The following is a 25,134-nucleotide window of genomic DNA, read 5'->3' as shown; positions in this document are numbered from 1 at the left end:
TGAGTGTAGGAAGCAGGTGCGCGGGTTCCCCGTAGGCGGGGGCGCTGTGTCACTGGGTGTCAAAGCCCCGTGGGCCTGTTGTTAGACTGCGCGCGCTTCGATTTCTCCACAAGGCCCGCCACCCATGCTCACCGTCCACCATCTGAACAACTCGCGCTCGCAGCGCGTGCTCTGGCTGCTTGAAGAACTCGAGTTGCCCTACGAGATCGTTCACTACCAACGCGATCCGCAGACCATGTTGGCACCCGCTTCGCTGCGGGCCGTGCATCCACTGGGCAAGTCACCGGTGGTTACGACAGATGACGGCATCACGCTCGCGGAATCGGGCGCGATCGTCGAGACGCTGATCGAGCGCTACGGCAATGGCCGCCTGGCGCCCGCGGCCGGCACGCCGGAGGCGATCCGCTACCGCTACTGGCTGCACTTCGCCGAAGGCACGGCCATGTCGCCGCTGCTGCTGAAGCTGGTGTTCGACCGTATCGAAACGAGCAAGATGCCGTTCTTCGCGAAGCCGGTGGCCAAGGCGATCGCGGCGAAGGCCAAGTCGGCGTTCATCCTCCCGAACATCGCGAGCCATCTGAACTTCATGGAAGCGGAGCTTGGCAAGAGCGAGTGGTTTGCGGGCGATGCATTCACCGGCGCGGACATCCAGATGAGCTTTCCGGTCGAGGCTTCGCAGGCGCGCGGCGGGCTCGATTCGAAGCGGCCGAAGCTGATGGCGTACCTGGAGCGCATCCACGCGCGTCCTGCCTACAAGCGCGCGCTGGAACGCGGCGGCCCTTACGGCCTGTTGAGCTGACGCTTCGGCGCGTGTCTCATCTCAAGACGGAAAGATGTACAGCAACCCGACCGTCATGGTCACGTAGCGCAGGAATTTTCCGATCGCCATGTAGGCCACGCAGGGCCAGAACGGCAGCTTGAGCCAGCCCGCCACCGCGCACAGCGGATCGCCCACGATGGGCAGCCAGCTCAGCAGGCAGGCCTTCGGCCCCAGGCGTTCGAGCCAGCCGAGCACGCGCACATGGTGTTTCGAGTGCGCGTACTTGTCGGCCACCTTGTGGGCGGCGTAGCCCATCCACCAGTCGACCGCACCCCCCAGCGTGTTGCCCACGGTCGCCACCACGATGGCTTGCCAGAACAGGTCGGGGTTGAGCTTGAGCAGGCCGAACAGAATGGGTTCGGAGCCCACCGGCACCAATGTCGCGGAGACGAATGCGGCGACGAACAGGGTCGAGAGACCGTACTGCGGCAGCGCCAGCAGCGCCATGAGGGAATTGAGCCAAGCTTCCATAAGGTCGGCGGAGTATAGGCAGCGCTCACGTCGCGGCCACGTGGGAGAAGTCCCCGCGAAGCAACGGTGTTTACGCCTGTGCCGAAGGCGCAAATCGTTTCAGTCGCTGAAATGCCACGTGGCTACAATCGTGCCTCATTTTTCAGCAGCCGAACTCGCACAGCTCCCTTCCAAATGACCCTGCAGATCGGCACTCACACGCTGGAAAACCGCCTGTTCGTCGCGCCCATGGCCGGCGTGACGGACCGGCCCTTCCGCATGCTGTGCCGTGCACTCGGCGCGGGTTATGCGGTCAGCGAGATGGTCACCTCGCGCAAGGAACTGTGGGGCACGCTCAAGACCTCGCGCCGCGCCAACCACGACGGCGAGCCTGGCCCCATCGCGGTGCAGATCGCCGGCACCGACGCGGCCATGATGGCCGAGGCCACGGTCTACAACATCGAGCGTGGCGCGCAGATCATCGACATCAACATGGGCTGCCCGGCGAAGAAGGTCTGCAACAAGTGGGCCGGTTCGGCGCTGATGCGCGACGAGCCGCTGGCGCTTGAAATCGTGCAGGCCGTGGTCGACGCCGCGCAGCCGTACAACGTGCCGGTCACGCTCAAGATGCGCACCGGCTGGAGCGAAGAACACCGCAACGCAGTGAAGCTTGCGCGCGATTTCGAATCGGCCGGCGTGCAGATGCTCACCGTGCACGGCCGCACGCGCGAGCAAGGCTACAAGGGCTTCGCCGAGTACGACACCATTGCCGCCGTCAAGGCCGCCGTGCGCGTGCCGGTGGTGGCCAACGGCGACATCCGCTCGCCCGAGAAGGCACGCGACGTGCTCGCGGCCACCGGCGCCGACGCGGTGATGGTCGGCCGCGCCGCGCAAGGCCGGCCCTGGATCTTTCGCGAGATCGCCCACTTCCTGGAAACCGGCGAGCACCGCGCGCCGCCGCTGGTGGCGGAAGTGCGCCGCTTGCTGCTCGACCATCTGGTGGAGCACTATGCGCTGTACGGCGACTACAGCGGCGTGCGCACCGCGCGCAAGCACATCGGCTGGTATGTGCGTACGCTGCCCGACGGCGAGGCGTTCCGCGCACGCATGAATCTCATCGAGGACTGTGCCGAGCAACTGCGCGCGGTCGGCGACTATTTCGACGGGCTGGCGGACCGCATGGATCGCATGCCCGTGCAGCACCTGGTGGACGAAGAGGCGTTGCCAGGTGAAGAGGAGACGGCCTGCGCCGTCGGTTGAAAAAAAGAGAAGAAGCAATGAGCAAGAAACACATCGAGGACTGCGTGCGCACCAGTCTTGACAGCTACTTTCGCGATCTGCGCGGCACCGAACCCGACGGCATGTACGAGATGCTCGTGCGCGTGGTCGAGAAACCCCTGCTCGACGTCGTCATGACGCGCGCGGAGGGCAACCAATCCAAAGCCGCGCAATGGTTGGGCCTGAATCGCAACACCCTTCGCAAGAAGCTGGTCGAGCACAAACTTTTGAAATAACTCCACGGCATACCCCATGGCCCAGACTGCACTCATCTCCGTCTCCGACAAAACCGGCATCCTTGAATTCGCCCAGGCGCTGCATGCGCTGGGCATCAAGCTGCTGTCCACCGGCGGCACCGCCAAGCTGCTGGCCGACGCCGGCCTGCCCGTGACCGAGGTCGCCGACCACACCGGCTTTCCTGAAATGCTCGATGGCCGCGTGAAGACGCTGCACCCGAAGATCCACGGCGGCCTGCTCGCGCGCCGCGACCTGCCCGCGCACGTGGCGGCCATCAAGGAACATGGCATCGACACCATCGACCTGCTGATCGTCAATCTCTATCCGTTCGAAGCCACCGTGGCCAAGCCCGGCTGCACGCTCGAAGACGCGATCGAGAACATCGACATCGGCGGCCCGGCCATGGTGCGCAGCGCGGCCAAGAACTGGAAAGACGTGGGTGTGCTGACCGACGCCTCGCAATACGCCGTGGCGCTCGCCGAGCTGAAGGCAGACGGCAAGCTCAGCGACAAGACCAAGTTCGCGTTCTCGGTGGCCGCGTTCAACCGCATCGCCGACTACGACGGCGCCATCAGCGACTACCTCTCGGCCATCGACTTCGACGCCAGCATCGGCCAGCCCGCGCCCAAGCGCTCGCTGTTCCCCGCGCAAAGCAACGGCCGCTTCGTGAAGGTGCAGGACCTGCGCTACGGCGAGAACCCGCACCAGCAGGCCGCGTTCTACCGCGACCTGCATCCGGCGCCCGGTTCGCTGGTGTCGGCCAAGCAGCTGCAGGGCAAGGAGCTGAGCTACAACAACATCGCCGATGCCGATGCGGCGTGGGAATGCGTGAAGAGCTTCGATGTGCCGGCCTGCGTGATCGTCAAGCACGCCAACCCCTGCGGCGTGGCCATCGGCAAGGATGCGGCCGAAGCCTACGGCAAGGCCTTCAAGACCGACCCGACCTCTGCCTTCGGCGGCATCATCGCCTTCAACCGCCCGGTCGACGGCGCGACCGCGCAAGAGATCGCCAAGCAGTTCGTCGAAGTGCTGATGGCACCGGGCTACACGCCCGAGGCGCTCGAAGTGTTCCAGGCCACCAAGGCCAAGCTCAACGTGCGCGTGCTCGAGATCGCACTGCCCAAGGGCGGTACGACCGACTGGGACAACGGCCGCAATGCGATGGACGTCAAGCGCGTCGGCTCGGGCCTGCTGATCCAGACCGCCGACAATCACGAGCTCGCGGCCAGCGACCTCAAGGTGGTCAGCAAGAAGCAACCCACGCCGCAACAGCTGCAAGACCTGCTGTTCGCATGGAAGGTCGCGAAGTACGTGAAGAGCAACGCCATCGTGTTCTGTGCCGACGGCATGACGATGGGCGTGGGCGCGGGCCAGATGAGCCGCCTCGATTCGGCGCGCATTGCCAGCATCAAGGCAGAGCACGCCGGCCTGTCGCTGAAGAACACCGCGGTGGCGAGCGACGCCTTCTTCCCGTTCCGCGACGGCCTTGATGTGGTGGTCGATGCGGGCGCGAGTTGCGTCATCCAGCCGGGTGGCTCGATGCGCGATCAGGAAGTGATCGATGCCGCCGACGAGCGCGGCGTGGTGATGGTGCTGTCGGGCGTGCGCCACTTCCGGCACTGAGATCGCCCCGGGGGCTTCGCGCACTTCGTGTCGCGCGGCTCCTTCCCTCTGCCAGGGGGCAACACCAGCGGCCCGGCAAAGCCGGTTCCGCGGTGTTCCTGGCGCTGCCTGCCTGCCTACTCGTGGTCGCCGAACCGGTACTTCACCTGGAAGGTGAGGGCGCCGTAGAGGCGGTTCTTGATCGTCGGCACGTACGCGATGTTCAGGCCCCAGTTCTTGCCTTCGATGGCCGCCGTCGGAATGATGGCGGGGAACCAGTTGCCGTTGCGGTAGTTCGGGTAGCCGTCGAAGCCGCCCACCACCGCGCCGAACTTCACGCCGTAGAACTCGAAGGGCAGCACATACAAGCCGACGTACTTTGATTGCCGGCGGTCGCTGTTGTGGAAGGTGCCGGCCGTGATGCGGTAGGTGTCGCTCAGCGGGTACTCGAAGCCCAGCCCCGGGTTGACGTTTTCCAGGCCCTTGCCGCTGTCGAAGTGCGCCGAATAGAAGCCCGGATTGACCCAGATGTTCTTCGGGTCGAAGGACTGCGCAACTGCCAGGCCGGGTAAGAGAAGAGCAAGGAGAGCACTCGACACCGGCAGCATGCGCAGGGGATTCATGGTGGGCTAAGGCGTTCTGAAGATCTGTCTTGCAGCTTCGATGGTGGCAGCGATGTCTTCGTCGCTGTGGGCGGCGCTCACGAAGCCTGCTTCGTAAAGCGCGGGGGCAATATACACGCCGCGATCAAGCAAACCATGGAACAACGCATTGAATTTTGCGTTGTCGGTTGTCATCACGGTGGCATAGTTTTGCGGCAGGTCTTTCATGAGGAAGAAGCCGAACATGCCGCCTTCGCTGTCGGCGTTGAAGGGCTGTCCTTCCGCCGCCGCGGCGGCCTTCAGGCCCTCGACCAGCGAGCGGGTCTTCTTGCCCAGTGCTTCGTAGAAACCGGGCTTGGCAATTTCCTTCAACGTGGCAAGTCCGCAGGCGGTGGCCACCGGATTGCCCGAGAGCGTGCCGGCCTGATAGACCGGACCGAGCGGCGCGAGCTGTTCCATGATGGCGCGCGGGCCGCCGAATGCCGCCAGCGGCATGCCGCCGCCGATGACCTTGCCGAGCACCGTGAGGTCGGGCTTGATGCCCAGCACGCCTTGCGCCCCATGCAGGCCGACGCGAAAGCCGGTCATCACCTCGTCGAAGATCAGCAGCGCGCCGTGCTTCGTGCACAGCTCGCGGCAGCGCTTCGCGAATTCGGGCGTGGCGCGCACGAAGTTCATGTTGCCGGCGATGGCTTCGATCATCAGGCAGGCGATGTCGTTGCCATGCAGCGCGAAGGCTTCGTCGAGTTGCTGCAGGTTGTTGTACTCCAGCACGATGGTGTGCTGCACGACTTCGGGCGGCACGCCGGCCGAGGTCGGGTTGCCGAAGGTGGCCAGGCCCGAGCCGGCCTTCACCAGCAGCGCGTCGGCGTGGCCGTGGTAGCAACCCTCGAACTTGATGATGCTCTTGCGGCCGGTGGCGCCGCGCGCCAGGCGCAGTGCGCTCATGGCGGCTTCGGTGCCGGAGCTCACGAGCCGCACCATTTCCATCGATGGCACGAGCGCGAGGATGGCCTCGGCCAGTTCGATCTCGCGCTCGGTGGGCGCGCCGTACGAGAAGCCTTCGAGCACGGCCTTCTGCACCGCCTCGACCACGGCAGGGTGGCCGTGGCCCAGGATCATCGGCCCCCAGGAGCCGATGTAGTCGATGTAGCGCTTGTCGTTGGCGTCCCAGAAGTAGGCGCCCTGCGCGCGCTGGATGAAGCGGGGCGTGCCGCCGACGGCCTTGAAGGCGCGCACGGGCGAGTTCACGCCACCGGGAATCACGGCGCGGGCGCGCTCGAAAAGAATGTCGTTGCGATCAGTCATCAGTGTCGGGTGTCGTGTGGGGGGAGGGCGAAGTCGGGCGCGGCGTCCGGGTCTTCATCGTCTTCGTCGTCCTCGGGCTCGGCCCAGAACAGGCGGTCGGGCAGCACGTGGCCCATGCCGGGGCGAAAGCCCGCATCGAGGCAACGGTCCATGTAGGCCAGGGCTTCGGTGGTCGCGGCCACGAGGTCGGTGCCGCTCGCGAGCAGCGCGGCCAGGGCGGCCGACAGGGTGTCGCCGGCACCGGCGAACACGGCTTCGAGCCGCTCGTACTTCTCGCTGGTGAGCACCGACTGCGGCGAGGCCAGCACGTTGTCGATGAACTGGTCGGGCAGCACCATGCCGGTCACCAGCGTGTAGGGCACGCCGAACTCGCCGGCGGCCTTGGCGATGTCGCGCGCGCCGGGCGGGCGCTCGCCGCTCCAGTCGGGAAGCAGCCAGCGCCACAGGGTGCTGTGGTTGCCAACCAACACCGTCGTCTGGGGCAAGACCAGTTCGCGGAAGGCGTCGAGGTAGCCCTCGATCAGGTTTTCGTCCCACCACGACAGGTTGGGCATGTAGGCCACCAGCGGCACCTCGGGGTAGTCGGAGGCGGTCTCGGCGATGGTGCTCAGGGCTTCGGGGGTGCCGACAAAGCCCACCTTGATCAACTGGACTTCGACGTCTTCCAGGATGGAGCGCGCCTGCTCGGCGATGGCCTCCTCGTCGAAGGCGAAATGATCGAACACCTCGGCGGTGTCGCGGGCATAGGCCCCCGTGACCACGGGCAGGACGTGTGCGCCCACCGACGCCATGGCCAGGGCGTCGGCACCCAGGCCCCCGGCCCCGCTCGGGTCGCTGGCATTGAACACCAGCACGCAGGGGGGATTCAGGTCGCGCTCGGCCACCTCCTCGTCGTCTGGCGAGGGGTCGTTAAGATCGCCCGGTTTGCGAGCGTTACCTGCTGGAAGTAAGTAGATGGTCATACGCCGGGCGGAATCCCTTGGATGGTGGCATAGGCGCGACGTTTACGGTCGGCCAGTGAGATACGCATAGATACACTCGTTGCATTTAATGAACAAGGACTTTAAGCTCCGATGAATACGAAAACTTGGATGTGCCTGATTTGTGGGTGGATCTATGACGAAGCGGTTGGTGTACCGGAAGACGGCATCGCGGCAGGCACGGCCTGGGCCGATGTGCCGATGAACTGGACCTGTCCTGAGTGCGGTGCGCGCAAGGAAGACTTCGAAATGGTTGAAATCTGAAAGCATGGCATAGATAGAGCTACGCGGTCTGCGTCGGTGTTCGGCGCGGCGGGCTTCCAAGTCTCATGAGCAGGAGCGTTTGCAATGGGCCCGAATGGATCAGGTTACAAGGTGCTCGTCATCGACGACAGCAACACCATCCGGCGCAGTGCCGAGATTTTTCTGAAGCAGGGTGGGCACGAGGTTCTTCTGGCGGAAGACGGCTTCGACGCGCTCTCCAAGGTTAACGACCATAAGCCGCATCTGATTTTCTGCGACATCCTGATGCCGCGTCTCGACGGCTATCAGACCTGCGCCATCATCAAGCGCAATGCCCATTTTTCCAACGTTCCGGTCGTCATGCTGTCGTCGAAAGACGGTGTATTCGACAAGGCGCGCGGCCGCATGGTCGGCTCCCAAGACTACCTGACCAAGCCTTTCACCAAAGACCAACTGCTTCAGGCCGTGGAGCAGTTTGGCATCGTTCAACAGGAAGTGCAGTAATGCCTATTCGAAAAATCCTCGTCGTCGACGACTCCAAGACTGAATTGGTGTTCTTGACCGACCTCCTCCAGAAAAACGGCTTTGCCGTCAAGACCGCCGAAAACGCCGACGACGCGATGCGCCGCCTCGAGGAAGAGCATCCCGACCTGATCCTCATGGACGTCGTCATGCCCGGCCAGAACGGCTTTCAGCTCACGCGCGCCATCGCCCGCGACCCGAAGTACGCGGCGATCCCGATCATCCTGTGCACCAGCAAGAACCAGGAAACCGATCGCGTCTGGGGCATGCGCCAGGGTGCGCGCGACTACATCGTCAAGCCGGTCAACGCCGCGGACCTGATGTCCAAGATCAGCGCGCTGGCCTGAGCGAGAGCCTGCCGAGTCCATGGCGAATCGCGATGCTCTGAGAGCCTTCCAGTCCCGGCTGGCGAGCCGCCTGCAGGCTGCTCGCACGACCGGCGTGGCCGCGACGTGGCTGGCGGTCGAGGCGGGCGAGGGCAAGTACCTCTTTCCGCTGGGGCATGCCGGCGAAATCTTTCCCTGGACGCCGCCACAGCCCGTGCCCTACACGGAGCCCTGGTTCCTCGGCGTTGCCAACCTGCGCGGCGGCCTCTATGGCGTGGTGCAGCTGTCGGCGTTCGCCGCGGGTGCCGCAGGTGCTTCGGGCGGCGCAGCGGCCGCCACCGAGGCGGCGCGCATCCAGTCGCGGCTCGTTGCCTTCAACGAGCTGCTCGAAGTCAACTGCGCATTGCTGGTCGATCGACTGGCGGGGTTGCGGGGCGCGGAGGCCTTCACGGCGTCCGAGGCTCCGGGCGCAGAAGCACCTGCCTGGCACGGGCATCTGTACACCGACGCGGCAGGGGAGCGCTGGCAGGAAGTCAACCTGCAGGCGCTTTCGCAGCAACCCCAGTTTTTGAGTATTGGTGCGTAGTGCCCCGGCACGCCGTACCGGCAACCACCTGAAGGACCGACCGTGAGCTCGATCGCCGACAAGTTCAAGAAATTACTGCCCGTGAGCAACGGGAACGACAAGGCCCGCGTCGACGGCTCCGGTTCGATATCGCTCGACGATGTCGATACGGTTCAGGTTCCGGACGAAAAAACCGTGCGGCTGGCCAAGAAGGGCGCCAGCGCTTCCGCCGCCACGTCGCTCGACACCGGCTTCGGCGATGCCGCCCTGCCCGGCGGTGGCGATGCCGCCAACGAGCCGGGCGCCATGGCGCCCGACGCCGCGCCTCAAGACGCCGGGGGCGGCCGCATCGGCGCGAACCCCGCGCGGCAGCAGCGCATCTTGGCGATCATGCTGGCCGTCGTGGTGTTGTTGCTGTTGCTGGTGGCCGGCTCCGCCATTCTTCGCGCGGAACGCCTCGCGCAGCAGGTGGCGGCCACCGGCCAGTCGCTGATGCAGTCGCAGCGTCTGGCCAAGTCGATCTCGCAGGCCCTCGTCGGCAGCGCTTCGGCGTTCGTCGAAGTGAAGGACAGCGCCGACGACCTCTCGCGCCGCGTGTCGGGCCTGACCAACGGCGACGATGCCTTGCGCCTCGAACGCGTGGGCAACCAGTACGACGAGGAGATGAACAAGATCAATCCTCTGGTCGCACGCGCCGACGCCAGCGCCAAGGCCGTGCTGGCCCAGCGCCAGATCCTGACCCAGGTGGGTGCCGCCTTGCGCGACATCAACCAGCAGTCGTCCACGCTGCTCGAAATGACGGAAACCGTCGCGTCGCTGAAGATGCAGCAGAACGCCACGCTGCCTGAAATCTCGGCCGCCGGCCAGCTCGTGATGCTGACGCAGCGTATCGGCAAGTCGACCAACGAGTTCTTCACGGTCGAGGGTGTGAACCCCGACGCCGTGTTCCTGCTCGGCAAGGACTTGAACACCTTCCAGGAAACCACCCGCGGCCTGCTCGACGGCAATGCGCAGCAGCGCTTCCCGGGCTCGAAAGACCCGCAGACCCGCCAGCAGCTCGAAGCCATCCTGAAGACCTACGAGCAGATGCGCACGCAGGCTTCCGCCATTCTGGGCAACCTGCAAGGTCTGGTGGCCGCGCGCGAAGCGCAGGCTTCCATCCTGACCGACAGCGAGCCGCTGCGTAAGTCGCTGGGCGACCTGCAAGACAAGCTCTCGGCACGTACCGGCCTGGGCGCCGGCACCATCGTGCTGCTGTTCGTGCTGTCGCTGGCTGCCCTGGCACTGGCCGGCGCCATCGGTTTCGTGCAGGTGCGCGAAGGCCGCGAACGCGCCGCCAACGCCGAACGCGAACGTCTGGCTGCCGAGCAGTCTTCCGAAGAAGCGGGCCGCATCAACAACGCCAACCAGGCCGCCATTCTTCGGCTGATGAACGAACTGCAGACAGTGGCCGAAGGCGACCTGACGCAAGAAGCCACCGTGACCGAAGACATCACCGGCGCCATCGCCGACTCGGTGAACTACACGGTGGAAGAACTGCGACTGCTGGTGGGCAACGTGCAGAACACGGCAACGCGCGTGGCGCAGACGACGTCGCAGGTGGAAAGCACCTCGACCGAACTGCTCGCCGCTTCGACCGAACAGCTGCGCGAAATTCGCGAAACCGGCCAGTCGGTGCTGACCATGGCCGAGCGAATCAACGGTGTGTCCTCGCAAGCGCAAGAGTCCGCCACGGTGGCGCGCCAATCGCTGCAAGCCGCATCGTCGGGTCTGCAGGCCGTGCAGAACGCCATCGGCGGTATGAACTCCATCCGCGACCAGATCCAGGAAACCTCCAAGCGGATCAAGCGCCTGGGCGAATCGTCGCAAGAGATTGGCGAAATCACCGAGCTGATCTCGGACATTACCGAACAGACGAACGTGCTGGCTCTTAACGCCGCCATTCAGGCAGCATCCGCCGGTGAAGCCGGCCGCGGCTTCTCGGTGGTGGCGGAAGAAGTGCAGCGCCTTGCTGAACGCTCCGCAGACGCCACGCGCCAGATCTCGGCGCTGGTGAAGGCCATTCAGACCGACACGCAAGACGCGGTGGGCGCCATGGAGCGTTCCACGCAGGGTGTGGTCGAAGGGGCCAAGCTGTCCGACAACGCAGGTACCGCGCTGACCGAGATTGACCGCGTGTCGCGCCGACTCGCTGACCTCATCGAGCAGATTTCGCAGTCCGCCTCCCGCGAAGCCGATTCGGCCAACGTGGTGGCCGCGAACATCCAGCACATTTTTGCGGTGACGGAGCAGACCGGAGAAGGTACGCGCACCACCGCCCAGCAGGTGCGCGAGCTGTCGCAGATGGCCGAAGAACTGCGCCGCTCGGTCGCCCGATTCAAGATTGCCTGACAAAAGATAAGAACGGCGAGCAACCAACGTGTCGATTCAAACCCCTGCCACGGCCCCCCTCGCCGGCAATGTGCCGGCCACCGAAGACCTCGGGCCGCTGGCCTGGGTGCTGGGAGAAATCCAGAAATCCCTCGACGGTGTGGGCAAGTCGTTGCGGCGCTTCGTGCGCGACGTGGGCTCGGCGGCGGAGCCCGAAAGCGGCCCGCTGCAGATGGCCCGCCAGCAACTGCACCAGGCCGTCGGTGCGCTGCAGATGGTGGGGCATACCTCGCCGGCGTTGGTGCTCGGTGCCATCGAATTCGCGGTGCAGGGCTTCATTGCCGATCCGCAGCGCTGCACCGACAGCGCGGTCCACAAGATCGAGCGTGCCGGCTTCGCCGTCACCGATTTCCTCAACGCCCTGCTGGCCGGCAAGCCCGTGTCGTCGGTGGCGCTGTTTCCGCAGTACCGCGACGTGCTGGAACTGGTCGGCAACGAGCGCGTGCACCCAGCCGACCTCTGGAGCACCACCTGGCGCTGGGTCGAGATCAAGCCGGCCCTCACGCAGGCGGCCGTGGCCTACGACCCGGCCGTGCGTTCGCGGCTCGACCGCGAAGTGCTGCAACTGATCAAGAGCGGCGACGCGCAGGCCGCACGGCGGCTGCATGCGCTGTGCCTGGGGCTCGGACGCGGTGCGCTGCTGCCCCGCGTGGCCAGCTTCTGGACCCTGGCCGCGGGCTTCTTCGAAGCCCTCGCGCTGAACCGCATTCCGGCCGACGCCTACGTCAAGCGCGCCGCCACGCGCGTGCTGCTGCAGTACGCCACGCTGGCGCGCGGCGACAGCGTGGTGTCCGACCGGCTCGGGCAAGACCTGCTGTTCTTCTGCGCACAGGCCGTGCCCACCGCGCAAGACGACGCCGCCACGCTGCGCACGGTGCGCAGCGCCTGGGGCATCGCCGGCGAGCCGTACATCGACTACACCGTCGAGCAGTTCGGCCGCTTCGATCCGCTGGTGCTCGCGCAGGCGCGCAAGCGCATCGAGACCGCCAAGGAAATGTGGTCGGCGCTCTCGGGCGGCGACATCACCCGCACGCGCCAGGTGGCCGACACCTTCGCGCAGCTGGGCGAGTCGCTGCAGAAGCTGCATCCGCCGAGCCTGCCGATGGTGCAGGCGCTGACCCATGCGGTCGAAGCGTCCGTGCGCTCCGGCCACGCGCCCGACACCGAGCTCGCGATGGAAGTCGCCACCTCGGTGCTGTACCTCGAAGCCGCGCTCGAAGACCTCGACCCGAGCGATCCGCAGCTCACCGCCCGCACCCTGCAGCTGGCCGGCCGCATCGAACGCGTGCGCGCGGGCGGCCATTCCGAGCCGCTCGAGCCGTGGATGGAAGACCTGTATCGCCGCGTGAGCGATCGCCAGACCATGGGCACCGTGGTCGACGAGCTGCGCAGCCACCTGAGCGAACTTGAAAAGTCGCTCGACCAGTACTTCCGCCGCCCCGCCGAAAAGGGCCTGCTGCGCACCGTGCCGACGCAACTGATGCAGATGCGCGGCGTGTTTTCCGTGCTCGGGCTCGACCAGGCCGCGCACACCGTGCAGCGCATGCGCGACGACGTCGAGGCCATGCTGGTCAGCACCTCGCCCGCCGAGGAAATGGCCGGCTTCGACGCGCTGGGCAACAACCTGGGCGCGCTCGGCTTCCTGATCGACATGCTGGGCTACCAGCCCGCGCTGGCCAAGCGCCTGTTCGTGTTCGACGCCGAAGCCGGCGAACTGAAGCCGCTCATGGGCCGCCAGGCTGCCGACAGCGGCGCCGCCGATGGCGCCACGCCGAGCCCGGCGCCGGCGGCCGAGGTCGTGCTCAGCATCGAGGAAGTCGATGCGCAGATCGCCTCGAAGCTCGCCGCGCTCGCCACGCCCAACCGCAAGGCCAAGCTGTCGCCGATCGAGGAGTTCAGCCGCAAGACCGAAAGCTGGACCTCGAAGATCACCGGCCCGGGCGCGCTGCCCGACACCGAGGTGACCGAGCTCGAAGAAGACGACCTGCAGAACATCTTCCTGGACGAAGCCCGCGAAGTGGTGCACAACGGCCTGGCCGCCATCACCGAGCTCGGCAGCCATCCCGACGACACCGAAGAACTCACCATCCTGCGCCGCGCGTTCCACACGCTCAAGGGCAGCTCGCGCATGGTCGGCCTGACTGACTTCGGCGATGCGGCCTGGTCGCTCGAACAGGTGCTCAACACATGGCTGGCCGACCAGCGCAACGCCACGCCCGAACTGCTGTCCGGCACCGAAAGAACGCTGCGCGAATTCGGCCAGTGGGTCGAGGCCATCGCTTCGGGCGAGCCGCACTCGTGGCACGCCGCGCCGTTCAGCCGCGTGGCCCATGCACTGCTGGCCGGCGAGCCCGTGCCCGCGCCGGTGCGCCTGGCCGACCCGGAGGCCCTGGCGGTCGCCGCGCGCCACATCGCTGCCGAAGTGCCCGCACCCGTCGCCGCGCCAGTGCCGCCGTCGGAACTGCCGGACCTGCCCGACCTCTCGTTCCTCGAAGCGCCCACCCCGGTGGCCGCCGCACCCGCAGCCGCCATCGAAACGCTGGCATGGCAGGAGCCCGAGAAGCAGGCCGCACCCGAGACCGACGACGATTTCGCATCGACCGACTTCATCGACTTCGAGGCCAAGCAGGTCACCGAGCCCGGTGCCTTGCAGGCGCTGCCCAGCGGTGACGAGTTCGACTTCCTGGCGCCCCCGAAGACGGCTGCGCGTGCAGAGCCTGTCGTTGCCCAGCCGGAGCCCGAATCCATTCCGGAACCCGAGCCCGCCATCGAAGCCTCGGTGCCGACCGCGACCGGCCTGCCCGATCTGGAATGGGTGCCCGAGCCGCTGCCCGTCGAGGCTGGCGAGCCCGAAGTCATTGAAGCTGCACAGCCGCCGCATGAAGAGCTGGTCGCCGAACCGGTGCCTGAACTGCAGCTGGCGTCCGAGCCGGAACCGGCGGCCGTGCAAGAACCCGTGCCGGCTGTCGCCGAGGCGGCTGCACCGGTCGAAGTGCATGAGGCGCCAGTCCATGCACATGCCGAGCTGCTCGCCGCTCTGGTCACTCCTGCCGCGCCGGTCGCCGCCGAAGAAGCCCCGGAAACGGTGGCACAGCACGCGGAAGCCGCAGCCGTAGCGGCAGCAGCCGAAGAAGCCGCCGCCGCGGCCAGCGCCGAAGACCAGGTCAAGGTGATCGGCCCGCTGCGCATCGGCATCGCGCTCTACAACGTCTACCTCAACGAAGCCGACGAATGGTCCCGCCAACTGGCGACCGACGTTGGCGAGTGGGCGCTCGAATCGCACGAACGCCTGCCCGATTCCACCATCGCGCTGGCCCATTCGCTGGCCGGCAGCTCGGCCACCGTCGGCTTCCACAGCCTGTCGGGCATGGCCCGCCTGCTCGAAGCGGCACTGCAGCATCTGCAGATGCAGGGCAGCGGCTCGCGCGAGCAGGGCATGGTGCTGGTGGCCGCGGCCGACGAACTGCGTCGCCTGCTGCACCAGTTCGCCGTCGGCTTCCTGCGCGACCCCGCCGAAGGCACGCTGCAGGCGCTGCGCGACATCGCCGCGGCGCCGATGCCCACCGAAGTGGCCATGCGCGCCGAAGCCGTGCGGCCGTTGCAACAGGTCGTGGTCGGCAACAACCTGGCCGACGTGGCGCTGGACGATTCCGAAGACGCCATCGACCTGGCCGATGCGGTCGACGTCGACCTGTTCCCGATCTTCGAGGAAGAGGCCGCCGAACTGCTGCCGCAACTGGGCGAGGCACTGCGCCAGTGGGCGCACCACCCCGACGACAGCGCGCCGCGCGCCTCGGTGCTGCGCACGCTGCACACGCTCAAGGGCAGCGCACGGCTGGCCGGCGCCATGCGCCTGGGCGAGCGCGCGCACCGCATGGAGTCCGAGATCGAAGTCCTGGGCTCCCAGGGCGCCGAGCGCTCCGACATCGAGAAGCTGCTCACGCGCCTGGACACGCTGCAAGCCACCTTCGACGCCTTGCGCGCCGCGGACGACGCCACGCAGGTCGAGATGGCCCAACTGGTCGCGGCCGCCACGGCTTCCGCACCGGTCGCCGCTTCGCTGCTGCAGGTCACGGCACCGGATGCCGGCGTGCCGGCGAACGACGCCAAGGCCGCCCCGGTGACCAGCGACGAAGACTTGTCCGAAGCCGACGAGCCGTCTACGGCCATGCTGCAACCGCGCCCGGCGCCTGCGTTGCTCCCGCCCCTGCGCGCCGCATCGGGCCAGGCGGTGCGCATCCGCACCCAACTGCTCGACCGCCTGGTCGCGCAGACCGGCGAGGTCATCATCACGCGCTCGCGGCTCGAAGCCGAACTGGGCCAGCTGCGCGGCTCGCTCTCCGACCTCACGGGCAACCTGGACCGCCTGCGCCAGCAACTGCGCGACATCGAGGTGCAGGCCGAAAGCCAGATGCAGTCGCGACTGGCGCAAGCCAAGGACTCGCAGCAAAGCTTCGACCCGCTCGAGTTCGACCGCTTCACCCGCGTGCAGGAACTGACGCGCATGATGGCCGAGTCGGTCAACGACGTGGCCACCGTGCAGCGCACGCTGCAAAAGACGGTGCAGGCCACGGAAGACGACCTGAGCGTGCAGGCACGCCAGACGCGCGAACTGCAGCGCGGCCTGCTGCGCACGCGCATGGTGGAGTTCGAAGGCATCTCCGACCGCCTCTACCGCGTGGTGCGCCAGGCATCGAAGGACACCGGCAAGCAGGTGCGCCTGGACATCGTCGGCGGCTCCATCGAAATGGACCGTGGCGTGCTGGACCGCATGACGCCCGCCTTCGAGCATCTGCTGCGCAATTGCGTGGCGCACGGCATCGAAGACTCGGCCGTGCGCGAGAAGGCCGGCAAGGACGCCAGCGGCCTGATCGTCATCGACCTGCACCACGAAGGCAACGACGTCTCGGTGAGCTTCCGCGACGACGGCGCCGGTCTCGACCACAAGCGCATCGCCGAGCGCGCCCGCGCACTCGGCCTGCTCGGACACGACCAGCAACTGTCTGCCGACGAAGCCACCGAGCTGATCTTCAAGCCCGGCTTCTCGACGGCCGGGCAGGTCTCCGAGCTGGCCGGCCGCGGCATCGGCATGGACGTGGTGCGCGCGCAGATCGCGGCGCTCGGCGGCCGCATCGAAACGCACAGCGCGTCCGGCCAGGGCACGACCTTCAAGCTGGTGCTGCCGCTGACCACCGCCGTGACGCACGTGGTGATGCTGCGCGCGGGCGAGGTGTCGATCGGCGTGCCGTCGAACCTGGTGGAACTGGTGCAGCGCGTGAGCGGGACCGACCTCGAAGCGGCCTACCTGCACAGCAGCCATCCCTTCGGCAGCGAGCAGGTGCCGTTCTACTGGGCCGGTGCGCTGCTGCAGGCCTCGACCCGCAGCGAACACGCGACGGCAAAGAACAACACCATCGTGATCGTGCGAAGCGCGGCACAGCGCGTTGCGCTGCACGTGGACGAAGTGCTGGGCAACCAGGAAGTCGTGGTGAAGAACCTCGGCCCGCAACTGGCGCGGCTGCCCGGCCTGGCCGGCATCTCGGTGCTGGCCTCGGGCGCGGTGGCGCTGATCTACAACCCGGTGGCGCTGGCCTCGGTGCATGGCGAACAGGCGCGCGAGCGCCAGGCTGCCGCGCTGGCGGTGTCGGCGCATGCCGCCGCTGCCGTGGCCGACCATGGCGCGCCGCAGGAACCGTTGCCGGTGCTGGCCCCGGTCGCACCGCAAGTGCCGCTGGTGCTGGTGGTCGACGACTCCATCACCGTGCGCCGCGTCACGCAGCGCCTGCTGCAGCGCGAAGGCTATCGCGTGTCGCTTGCGGCCGACGGCCTGCAGGCGCTCGAACGCCTGCAGCAGGAGCGCCCGGCCTTGGTGCTGTCGGACATCGAAATGCCGCGCATGGACGGCTTCGACCTGGCGCGCAACATCCGCGCCGACGCCGCGCTGGCCGAGCTGCCGATCATCATGATCACCTCGCGCATCGCCGAGAAGCACCGCGACTACGCGCGCACGCTGGGCGTGAACCACTACCTGGGCAAGCCGTACTCGGAAGAGGAACTGCTGCGCCTGGTGCGTGCGTACACGAGCGAGCCGGCTTTGGCGGCAGCGGCCTGAAGTTCGGCAGGCGTGCGTTGAAAGAAAAACAAAAAGGGCCTTCGGGCCCTTTTTTATTTTTGCGCCACTGCCTTGGCCCGCGCCACGCCGTAGCGCTGCAGCGTTTTCTCGCGCGCCTCGGCATGGTCCACCACCGGCAGCGGGTAGGTCTCGCCGAGCTTGATGCCCGCAGCCTCCAGCTCGACCGGCGAGGCGGTCCACGGCGCATGGATCGCCGCGTTGGACAGCCCCGCCAGTTGCGGCAGGTAGCGGCGGATGAACTTGCCCTCGGGGTCGAAGCGCTCGCTTTGCGTCACCGGGTTGAAGATGCGGAAGTAGGGCTGCGCGTCGCAGCCGCTGGAGCTGGCCCATTGCCAGCCACCGTTGTTGGAGGCCAGCTCGAAGTCGTTCAGGTGCAGCGCGAAGTAGCGCTCGCCACGCCGCCAGTCCAGGCCCAGGTCCTTGCAGAGAAAGCTGGCCACCACCATGCGCAGGCGGTTGTGCATGTAGCCGCTCTGGTTGATCTGCAGCATGGCGGCATCGACCAGCGGGTAGCCCGTGCGGCCCTCGCACCAGGCACTGAAGAGCTGGTCGGCGTGCTTGCCGTGGTGCCACTGGATCTTGTCGTACTCGGGCCGAAAGCTCTTCGACTCGCCGTTGGCGTGCACGTGCGGGAAGTGCGCCAGGATCTGGAAGTAGAAGTCGCGCCAGATCAGCTCGCTCAGCCAGGTCGAGGCGCCGGCATTGCCCTGCAGCGACAGCTGGTGTGCCACGCCGGCCATCTGCCGGATCGACACCGTACCGAAGCGCAGGTGCACGCCCATGTAGCTGGGGCCGCGCACGGCCGGGAAGTTGCGCGCGGCGTCGTAGCGGTCGATGCGCTCGAAGAAGTCCTCGAACAGCGCGCCGGCGCCGCGCGTGCCGGTGGGGATTTCCAGCGCCCCGAGGTTGCTTTTGGCAAAGCCGATGTCCGCCAGCGACGGCACCGGCGCCCGCAAGGCCTCGGGCAGTGGCGCCAGCGCGTCGGCATGGCCGCGCACCGGGTACGACTTGAGGAAGAAGGCGTCGACCTTCGCCAGCCAGGCCCGCTTGTAGGGCGTGAACACCGTGTAGGGCTGGCCGGCCTGGGTCATGACCTCGTCGCGGTCGAAGACGGTCGAGTCCTTGTAGGTGTGGAAGGTGACGCCCGCATTGGCCAGCGCGCCGAAAACCTTCGCGTCGCGCGCCAGCGCATCGGGCTCGTCGTCGCGGTTGGCAAAGACGGCCTGCACGTCCAGCTCGCGTGCCAGCGAGGGAATCTCCTGGACCGCCGTGGCATGCCGCACGATCAGGCCGCCGCCCAGCGCGCGCAGCTCGGCTTCGAGCTCGACCAGCGATTCGCGGATGAATTCCACCCGCCGGTCGACGGTGGGCAGCGTGTCCAGGATGGCCTTGTCGAACACGAAAACGCAGACCACCTGCCGGCAGGCCCTCAGCGCCCGGTAGAGGGCCGCGTTGTCGTCCACGCGAAGGTCGCGGCGGAACCACATGAGCCCTTTGGGATAGGTCTTGTCGACGGCCAGTAAAATCGGGGGCATATGGCCGCCGATTCTGCCCCGATGAACCTCACGCATCACTTTTTGATAGCGATGCCCGGGATGGAAGACAAAACTTTCAACCGCAGCGTCGTGTACCTCTGCGAACACAGCGAGCGCGGTGCGCTCGGCCTGGTGATCAACAAACCCAGCGACATCAACCTCAAGGTGCTTTTCGAGAAGATCGAGCTGCACCTGGCCCGCCCCGAACTGGGCGAGGCCCCCGTTTTCCAGGGCGGCCCGGTTCAGACCGAGCGCGGCTTCGTGCTGCACGAGCCGGTCTTCACCCATGCCGAGAAGCCCGAGGAATCGGTCTACGCCTCGACCATGACCATCCCCGGCGGGCTCGAAATGACCACCTCGAAAGACGTGCTGGAGGCCCTGGCCACCGGTGCCGGTCCGCGCAAGGTGCTGGTCTCGCTGGGCTATTCGGCCTGGGGCGAGGGCCAGCTCGAGTCCGAACTGGCCGAGAACAGCTGGCTCACCGTCGGCGCCGACCCGGCCGTGATCTTCGACACCCCGGTCGAGCAGCGCTACGACAAGGCGCTGATGCTGCTGGGGCTCGAAGCCTGGAAGCTGTCTCCCGAAGCAGGACACGCTTGATGACCTTGGCTCGCCCCCAGTCTTCGCGCACTTCGTGTCGCTTCGCCAACCCCCTGCCGGGGGCGGGCCGGCCGCTTCGGGCGGCCGGGCGCGGCGGCCCCCTGTGATTGAACCGACGATGTCCGACAGTGCTCCGTCTTCCTCTGCTCCCGTCGTCGTTCCTGCCCATTTCCAGACCTTCCTGGCCTTCGACTTCGGTCTGAAGCGCACCGGCGTCGCCAGCGGCAACCGCCTGCTGGCCACCGCCACCCCGCAGCCCACCATCAAGGCCGAGGGCGATGCCCGCTTCGCGCAGGTCGAGGCGCGCATCAAGGAATGGCAGCCCGACGCGCTGGTGATCGGCGTGCCGTACCACCCCGATGGCGCCCCGCACGAGAACACCCGCCGCGCGCAGAAGTTCGCGCGCCAGTTGCGCGGGCGTTTCAACCTCCAGGTGTTCGAGGTCGATGAGCGCTACAGCACCACCGAGGCCCTGTCGTCGGGCGCGCGCGACGCCGATGCCGCGTCGGCCTGCATCATCCTGGAGCAATTCCTGAGGAGCCTTTCGTGAGTCCAGTGAATGCCATCCCCGACGCCGAAGCGCTCTACACGAAGCTGCTGGCCGGCGTGAAGACGCTGATGCGCCCCGAGACCCGGTTGGTCGGCATCACCTCCGGCGGTGCCTGGCTGGTGGAGCGGCTGCAGAAAGACCTGGGCCTGCCCGGTACGCCCGGCATCATTTCGTCGGCCATGCACCGCGACGACTTTGCGCGCCGTGGCCTGTCGGCCAGCGCGCAGACCGCGCTGCCCTTCGACGTCAACGACACCGACGTGCTGCTGCTCGACGACGTGCTCTACACCGGCCGCACCATCCGCGCAGTGCTCAACGAGCTGTTCGACTTCGGGCGCCCGGCCTGCGTGCGGCTTGCCGTGCTGGTCGATCGCGGCGGGCGCGAGCTGCCGGTCGCGGCCGACTTCGCGGCCACCACGCTCACGCTGCCCGACACGCAGTTGCTGGCCCTTGCACGCGCCGCCGACGGCGCGTTCAGCCTCAAGGTGGAGGAGAACTTGTGAGCCCCCACACTCATCACTTCGTGTATTCGTTGCCCCCCGAGGGGGCGCGGCCTTCCCTTGGGGCGGCCCGGCGGGAGGCCTGCTGATGCTCTACAAGCGAAACCCCCAGCTCAACAAGAACGGCGAGCTGATCCACCTGTTGTCGATCGAGGGCCTGCCCAAGGCCATCCTCACGCACATCCTCGATACCGCCGCCAACTTCACGAGCGTGAGCGACCGCGAGGTCAAGAAGGTGCCGCTGCTGCGCGGCAAGAGCGTGTTCAACCTGTTCTTCGAGAACAGCACGCGCACCCGCACCACCTTCGAGATCGCAGCCAAGCGCCTGTCGGCCGACGTCATCAACCTCGACATCGCGCGTTCTTCGGCCACCAAGGGCGAGTCGCTGCTCGACACCATCGCCAACCTGAGCGCGATGGCCGCCGACCTTTTCGTGGTGCGCCACAGCGAGTCGGGTGCGCCGTACCTGATCGCGCAGCACGTCGCGCCGCATGTGCATGTGGTGAACGCCGGTGACGGCCGTCATGCGCACCCGACGCAGGGGCTGCTCGACATGTACACGATCCGCCACTACAAGAAAGACTTCGCGAACCTCACGGTCGCCATCGTCGGCGACGTGCTGCATTCGCGCGTGGCGCGCTCCGACATCCATGCGCTGACCACGCTCGGCTGCGCCGAAGTGCGCGTGGTCGGCCCGAAGACGCTCGTGCCCAGCGACATGGCCGGCATGGGCGTGCGCGTGTGCCACACGCTCGAAGAAGGCATCAAGGACTGCGACGTCATCATCATGTTGCGGCTGCAGAACGAGCGCATGAGCGGTGCGCTGCTGCCCTCGTCGCAGGAGTTCTTCAAGACCTACGGCCTCACGCCCGAGAAGCTGCAGCTGGCCAAGCCCGATGCCATCGTGATGCACCCGGGGCCGATCAATCGCGGCGTGGAGATCGACTCCGCCGTGGTCGACGGAAGGCAGAGCGTGATCCTTCCGCAGGTCACTTTCGGCATCGCCGTGCGTATGGCCGTCATGAGCATCGTCGCGGGCAACGAAGCATAGACATGTTGCTCGCCCCCAGTCTTCGCGCACTTCGTGTCGCTTCGCCAACCCCCTACCGGGGGCAACACCAATGGCCCGGCGAAGCCGGTTCCATGGTGTTTCCCGAAAAGGCCCTGACTGCCATCGGAAGAGCAGACGCATGAACATCCTTATCACCCACGGCCGCGTCATCGACCCCGCATCGGGCACCGACAAAAAGGCCGACGTCGCACTGGCCGACGGCAAGATCGTCGCCATCGGCAACACGCCCGCCGGCTTCAAGCCCGACCGCACCATCGACGCGACGGATTGCATCGTCGCGCCGGGCCTCGTCGACCTGGCCGCGCGCCTGCGCGAACCGGGCTACGAACACGAAGGCATGCTCGAAAGCGAAATGGCCGCGGCCATTGCCGGTGGCGTCACCAGCCTCGTGTGCCCGCCCGACACCGATCCGGTGCTCGACGAGCCCGGCCTGGTCGAGATGCTCAAGTTCCGCGCCGAGAAGCTGCAGTGCGCGCGCCTGTTCCCGCTCGGCGCGCTCACGCGCAACCTGGCCGGCGGCGTGCTGACCGAGATGGCCGAACTCACCGAGGCCGGCTGCATCGGCTTCAGCCAGGCCGACGTGCCGCTGGCCGACACACAGGTGCTGCAACGCGCGCTGCTGTACGCCAGCACCTTCGGCTACACCGTGTGGCTGCGTCCGCAAGACCGCGACCTCGGCAAGGGCGTCGCGGCCAGCGGCCCGCTCGCCACGCGGCTCGGCCTTGCGGGCGTGCCCGTGTCGGCCGAGACGATCGCCATCTTCACCATCGTCGAACTGATGAAGAGCACCGGCGCGCGCGTGCACCTGTGCCGCATCTCCAGTGCACGCGGCGTGGCGCTGGTGCGCGAAGCCAAGGCGCAGGGCCTGCCGCTCACGTGCGACGTCAGCATCAACTCGCTGCACCTGGCCGATGTCGACATCGGCTATTTCGACAGCCGCGCGCGCCTGAACCCGCCGCTGCGCCAGCAGGGCGACCGCGAGGCGCTGTCGGCCGCGCTGGCCGACGGCACCATCGACGCGCTGGTGTCCGACCACACGCCGGTCGAGGCCGACGCCAAGACGCTGCCCTTCGCGGAAGCCGAGCCGGGCGCCACCGGGCTCGAACTGCTGCTGCCGCTCGCGCTGCAGTGGGGCGAGCGCAGCGGCGCGGGCATGGCGCGCGCCATCGAAGTCGTCACCTCAGCGCCGGCGCGCCTGCTGGCCGCCGCCGATGCGGGCACCGGCATCGGCCGCCTCATTGAAGGCGGCGTGGCCGACCTGTGCATCTTCGAGCCGTCGCTCGAATGGCAGGTGAAGCCCGATGCGCTCCGGAGCCAGGGCAAGCACACGCCGTTCTCGGGCTACCCGCTCGTGGGCCGCGCGCGCCACACGCTGGTGGCCGGCCGCGTCGTGCACGGCTGACACGCTGCGGCAACAGGACAAAGAAAAAGAGGACCCCCGTCCAGATGCTCCATTCTCTGAAGGCCTGCTGGCGCCTGCTGCATGCGGTGGGGCATGCGCTGGTCGGCTGGTGGACGATCCGCTTCACCTTTCCGAGCCTGTCGCAGGCCGAGCGCAATGCGCGCGTGCAGGCCTGGTCCAGGCGCATGCTCGAGATCATGGGCATCACGCTCAGGGTGCAGGGCTCGCCGCCCGCCGAAGGGCCGGTGCTGCTGATCAGCAACCACCTCTCGTGGCTCGACATCACCACCATCCACGCGGCGCGCCACGTGCGCTTCGTGTCGAAGTCGGGCGTGAAGCACTGGCCGCTGATCGGCCGGCTGTCGACCGGCGCAGGCTCGCTCTACATCGAGCGCGAACGCCGCCGCGACGCGCTGCGCGTGGTGCACCACATGACCGAGGCGCTGCGCAACGGCGACCTGATCGGCGTGTTTCCTGAGGGCACCACGAGCGACGGGCGCGGGCTGCTGCCGTTCCATGCCAACCTGCTGCAGGCGGCCATATCGTCGGGTGCGCCGGTGCTGCCCGTGGCCCTGCGCTTTGCCGATGCAGCCACCGGCGAGACCAGCCAGGCCCCGCGCTACATCGACGACGACAACCTCGTGGCGTCGCTCTGGAACACGCTGCGCGCGCCGCCGCTGCTGGCCATCGTGCGCTTCGGCGAGCCGCAGGATTCGCACGGCCGCGAGCGCCGCGCCTGGGCGCAGTCGCTGCACGAAGACGTGCAGCAGTTGCGCCGCGAGACCTACTGAGCCGCCCAAAAAAAGAGCGCCCGTGCAAGGGGCGCTGAACGGCGTGGACGCGCCGCAGGGGGAAGCCGGGTTCGTGGCGTTCGCGTTCAGAGAATGCCGAAGACCTTCAGACCGATGATCACGATGAGCGGCACGCCGCAGAGCCAAAGGATGATGCTTTTCATGAGCGGGGTCTCCGGGAGGTAAATAGGCCTCTACAGTGCCGGCGCCCCCGCGCGGCACTTGCGGGAGAAAGCTAGTCACGCGCGTGAGCGCGTGCCTACACCCCCGGCGCTTCAGGCCTGCTCGTCCGCGGGCACGAAGCCCAGGCGGCGCGAGATCTCCAGCGCGCAGGCCCTCAGCGGCACCGCCACGCGGCCTTCCCAGTCGCGGTCGAAGGTGGCCTCGGGGCCCATCGCCGTGATGCCCAGCACCAGGTTGTTGGTCGAGTCGAACACCGGCGCACAGAAGGCGTCGATGCCCGGGATCGGCTGGCCCAGCGTGCGCGACATGCCATGCAGCCGCGTCTCGACCAGCAGGGCCTCGATCTGCGCCCGCGAGAGCTCGGCCGTGGCGCCGCGGCCGTCCGCCGGGCGCGTGCGCGCCAGGTCTTCCAGCATCATCTTCTCGACCACCTTGGGCGGCAGGTAGGCCGCGAACAGCCGGCCCGTGGCCGTGTAGGCCAGCGACATCACGGTGCCGGTGCGCAGGTTCACGTGCAGCGGGTGGATGGGCTCTTCGAGCCGCACGACGGTGGGCCCGAAGTTGCCCCACACGGCCACCGCGATGCTCTGCTCGGTCTCGGACGCGAGCGCCTCGATCAGCGGCGAGGCTTCCTTGATCGGGTCCAACCGCTGCAGCTTGGCCAGGCCCAGTTGCAGGGCCAGCGGGCCCAGCTCGTAGCGGCCCGCGCTGTCTTGCACGACGAAGCCGACTTTCAGAAAACTGACGAGGTAAGGGTGCGCCTTGCCGACAGGAACGCCCGCCGACTTGCCGAGATCGCGCAGCGCCATGGGCGCGACATGCCGGCCGAGCGCGACCAGCAGCTGCGTTCCGATTTCGACTGACTGAATGCCACGTCTTGGCTTTTCCATGGGGCGCCCGGCGTGGGGGTTGAGAGTGGGGGCGAGTATAGCCATCAGGGTTTCCACTGATATTGTCATGATCAATCGACGATGATTGATCATCTGATAGTAACTAAACGACTTG

General features: G+C 67.2%; 22 protein-coding genes. 16 read left to right on the top strand and 6 right to left on the bottom strand.

Annotated elements, in window-relative coordinates; all coding sequences use genetic code 11:
• Window positions 1–124: 124 nt before the first annotated feature.
• Entirely contained in the window at window positions 125–799 is a 675-nt protein-coding gene (locus tag ACGLHS_RS11230; RefSeq protein ID WP_093246676.1) for a glutathione S-transferase, read from the top strand.
• Window positions 800–820: 21 nt separating this feature from the next.
• Here ACGLHS_RS11230 and ACGLHS_RS11225 read toward each other — a convergent pair whose 3' ends face one another.
• On the bottom strand, window positions 821–1,291 hold the full coding sequence (locus tag ACGLHS_RS11225) for a YqaA family protein (RefSeq protein WP_093246677.1): 471 nt from the start codon (window positions 1,289–1,291) through the stop codon (window positions 821–823).
• A 174-nt stretch (window positions 1,292–1,465) separates the two neighbouring features.
• On the opposite strand from ACGLHS_RS11225, the gene dusB reads away from it, so the two are divergent.
• The 3 genes from dusB to purH are packed head-to-tail and all read left to right on the top strand — an operon-like array spanning window position 1,466 to window position 4,408.
• Window positions 1,466–2,530, top strand: coding sequence for a tRNA dihydrouridine synthase DusB (gene dusB, locus ACGLHS_RS11220; protein WP_394479587.1), 1,065 nt, complete (start codon window positions 1,466–1,468; stop codon window positions 2,528–2,530).
• Between the two features lie 17 nt (window positions 2,531–2,547).
• Entirely contained in the window at window positions 2,548–2,784 is a 237-nt protein-coding gene (locus tag ACGLHS_RS11215) for a Fis family transcriptional regulator (RefSeq protein ID WP_007838304.1), read from the top strand.
• A 16-nt stretch (window positions 2,785–2,800) separates the two neighbouring features.
• Window positions 2,801–4,408 carry a bifunctional phosphoribosylaminoimidazolecarboxamide formyltransferase/IMP cyclohydrolase gene (gene purH / locus ACGLHS_RS11210; RefSeq protein ID WP_394479584.1) on the top strand — a complete coding sequence of 536 codons (1,608 nt, stop codon included), beginning with the start codon at window positions 2,801–2,803 and terminating at the stop codon, window positions 4,406–4,408.
• Window positions 4,409–4,524: 116 nt separating this feature from the next.
• Here purH and ACGLHS_RS11205 read toward each other — a convergent pair whose 3' ends face one another.
• From ACGLHS_RS11205 to ACGLHS_RS11195, 3 genes are read right to left on the bottom strand one after another with little or no spacing between them, the layout of a single operon-like run.
• Window positions 4,525–5,010 carry a hypothetical protein gene (locus tag ACGLHS_RS11205; protein ID WP_394479582.1) on the bottom strand — a complete coding sequence of 162 codons (486 nt, stop codon included), beginning with the start codon at window positions 5,008–5,010 and terminating at the stop codon, window positions 4,525–4,527.
• A 6-nt stretch (window positions 5,011–5,016) separates the two neighbouring features.
• Window positions 5,017–6,297 carry a glutamate-1-semialdehyde 2,1-aminomutase gene (hemL, locus tag ACGLHS_RS11200; protein ID WP_394479580.1) on the bottom strand — a complete coding sequence of 427 codons (1,281 nt, stop codon included), beginning with the start codon at window positions 6,295–6,297 and terminating at the stop codon, window positions 5,017–5,019.
• Window positions 6,297–7,259, bottom strand: coding sequence for a bifunctional hydroxymethylpyrimidine kinase/phosphomethylpyrimidine kinase (locus ACGLHS_RS11195; RefSeq protein ID WP_093246682.1), 963 nt, complete (start codon window positions 7,257–7,259; stop codon window positions 6,297–6,299). The genes hemL and ACGLHS_RS11195 overlap by 1 nt, the downstream gene beginning before the upstream one ends.
• 111 nt (window positions 7,260–7,370) lie before the next feature.
• On the opposite strand from ACGLHS_RS11195, the gene ACGLHS_RS11190 reads away from it, so the two are divergent.
• From ACGLHS_RS11190 to ACGLHS_RS11165, 6 genes are all read left to right on the top strand, one after another.
• On the top strand, window positions 7,371–7,541 hold the full coding sequence (locus ACGLHS_RS11190) for a rubredoxin (protein ID WP_007838397.1): 171 nt from the start codon (window positions 7,371–7,373) through the stop codon (window positions 7,539–7,541).
• Window positions 7,542–7,625: 84 nt separating this feature from the next.
• Window positions 7,626–8,024 (top strand): PleD family two-component system response regulator, encoded by a 399-nt coding sequence (locus ACGLHS_RS11185; protein ID WP_093246683.1) that lies wholly within the window; start codon window positions 7,626–7,628, stop codon window positions 8,022–8,024.
• Window positions 8,024–8,389, top strand: a complete 366-nt coding sequence (locus tag ACGLHS_RS11180; protein ID WP_093246684.1) for a PleD family two-component system response regulator — start codon at window positions 8,024–8,026, stop codon at window positions 8,387–8,389. The genes ACGLHS_RS11185 and ACGLHS_RS11180 overlap by 1 nt, the downstream gene beginning before the upstream one ends.
• Window positions 8,390–8,408: 19 nt before the next feature.
• Window positions 8,409–8,954: a chemotaxis protein CheW gene (locus ACGLHS_RS11175; RefSeq protein WP_093246685.1), complete on the top strand. Its 546-nt coding sequence runs from the start codon at window positions 8,409–8,411 to the stop codon at window positions 8,952–8,954.
• A gap of 42 nt (window positions 8,955–8,996) precedes the next feature.
• Window positions 8,997–11,324, top strand: a complete 2,328-nt coding sequence (locus ACGLHS_RS11170; RefSeq protein ID WP_093246686.1) for a methyl-accepting chemotaxis protein — start codon at window positions 8,997–8,999, stop codon at window positions 11,322–11,324.
• A 28-nt stretch (window positions 11,325–11,352) separates the two neighbouring features.
• Window positions 11,353–17,475, top strand: a complete 6,123-nt coding sequence (locus ACGLHS_RS11165; RefSeq protein ID WP_394479575.1) for an Hpt domain-containing protein — start codon at window positions 11,353–11,355, stop codon at window positions 17,473–17,475.
• Between the two features lie 53 nt (window positions 17,476–17,528).
• On the opposite strand, the gene ACGLHS_RS11160 is transcribed toward ACGLHS_RS11165, so the two are convergent.
• Window positions 17,529–19,031, bottom strand: coding sequence for a cryptochrome/photolyase family protein (locus ACGLHS_RS11160; RefSeq protein ID WP_394479573.1), 1,503 nt, complete (start codon window positions 19,029–19,031; stop codon window positions 17,529–17,531).
• Here ACGLHS_RS11160 and ACGLHS_RS11155 point away from each other — a divergent pair, their 5' ends adjacent.
• The 6 genes from ACGLHS_RS11155 to ACGLHS_RS11130 all read left to right on the top strand — a co-directional run bounded on the left by ACGLHS_RS11155 (window position 19,032) and on the right by ACGLHS_RS11130 (window position 23,946).
• Window positions 19,032–19,631, top strand: a complete 600-nt coding sequence (locus ACGLHS_RS11155) for a YqgE/AlgH family protein (protein WP_093246689.1) — start codon at window positions 19,032–19,034, stop codon at window positions 19,629–19,631.
• Between the two features lie 118 nt (window positions 19,632–19,749).
• Entirely contained in the window at window positions 19,750–20,181 is a 432-nt protein-coding gene (gene ruvX, locus ACGLHS_RS11150; RefSeq protein WP_093246690.1) for a Holliday junction resolvase RuvX, read from the top strand.
• A gap of 5 nt (window positions 20,182–20,186) precedes the next feature.
• A complete protein-coding gene (pyrR, locus tag ACGLHS_RS11145; protein WP_394479898.1) occupies window positions 20,187–20,684 on the top strand; it encodes a bifunctional pyr operon transcriptional regulator/uracil phosphoribosyltransferase PyrR in 498 nt (165 codons plus the stop codon).
• 85 nt (window positions 20,685–20,769) lie between these two features.
• Window positions 20,770–21,732: an aspartate carbamoyltransferase catalytic subunit gene (locus ACGLHS_RS11140; protein WP_394479569.1), complete on the top strand. Its 963-nt coding sequence runs from the start codon at window positions 20,770–20,772 to the stop codon at window positions 21,730–21,732.
• Between the two features lie 139 nt (window positions 21,733–21,871).
• Window positions 21,872–23,155: a dihydroorotase gene (locus ACGLHS_RS11135; protein WP_394479567.1), complete on the top strand. Its 1,284-nt coding sequence runs from the start codon at window positions 21,872–21,874 to the stop codon at window positions 23,153–23,155.
• A gap of 44 nt (window positions 23,156–23,199) precedes the next feature.
• Window positions 23,200–23,946: a lysophospholipid acyltransferase family protein gene (locus ACGLHS_RS11130; RefSeq protein ID WP_394479565.1), complete on the top strand. Its 747-nt coding sequence runs from the start codon at window positions 23,200–23,202 to the stop codon at window positions 23,944–23,946.
• 275 nt (window positions 23,947–24,221) lie between these two features.
• On the opposite strand, the gene ACGLHS_RS11125 is transcribed toward ACGLHS_RS11130, so the two are convergent.
• Window positions 24,222–25,019: an IclR family transcriptional regulator gene (locus tag ACGLHS_RS11125; protein WP_394479563.1), complete on the bottom strand. Its 798-nt coding sequence runs from the start codon at window positions 25,017–25,019 to the stop codon at window positions 24,222–24,224.
• Between the last annotated feature and the right edge of the window lie 115 nt (window positions 25,020–25,134).

Source organism: Variovorax sp. VaC1, assembly GCF_043658315.1.
In the GTDB taxonomy this organism is placed as follows: domain Bacteria; phylum Pseudomonadota; class Gammaproteobacteria; order Burkholderiales; family Burkholderiaceae_C; genus Variovorax.
Note: the sequence above shows the minus strand (reverse complement) of the source record. Positions and strands in the feature narration are given on the sequence as shown.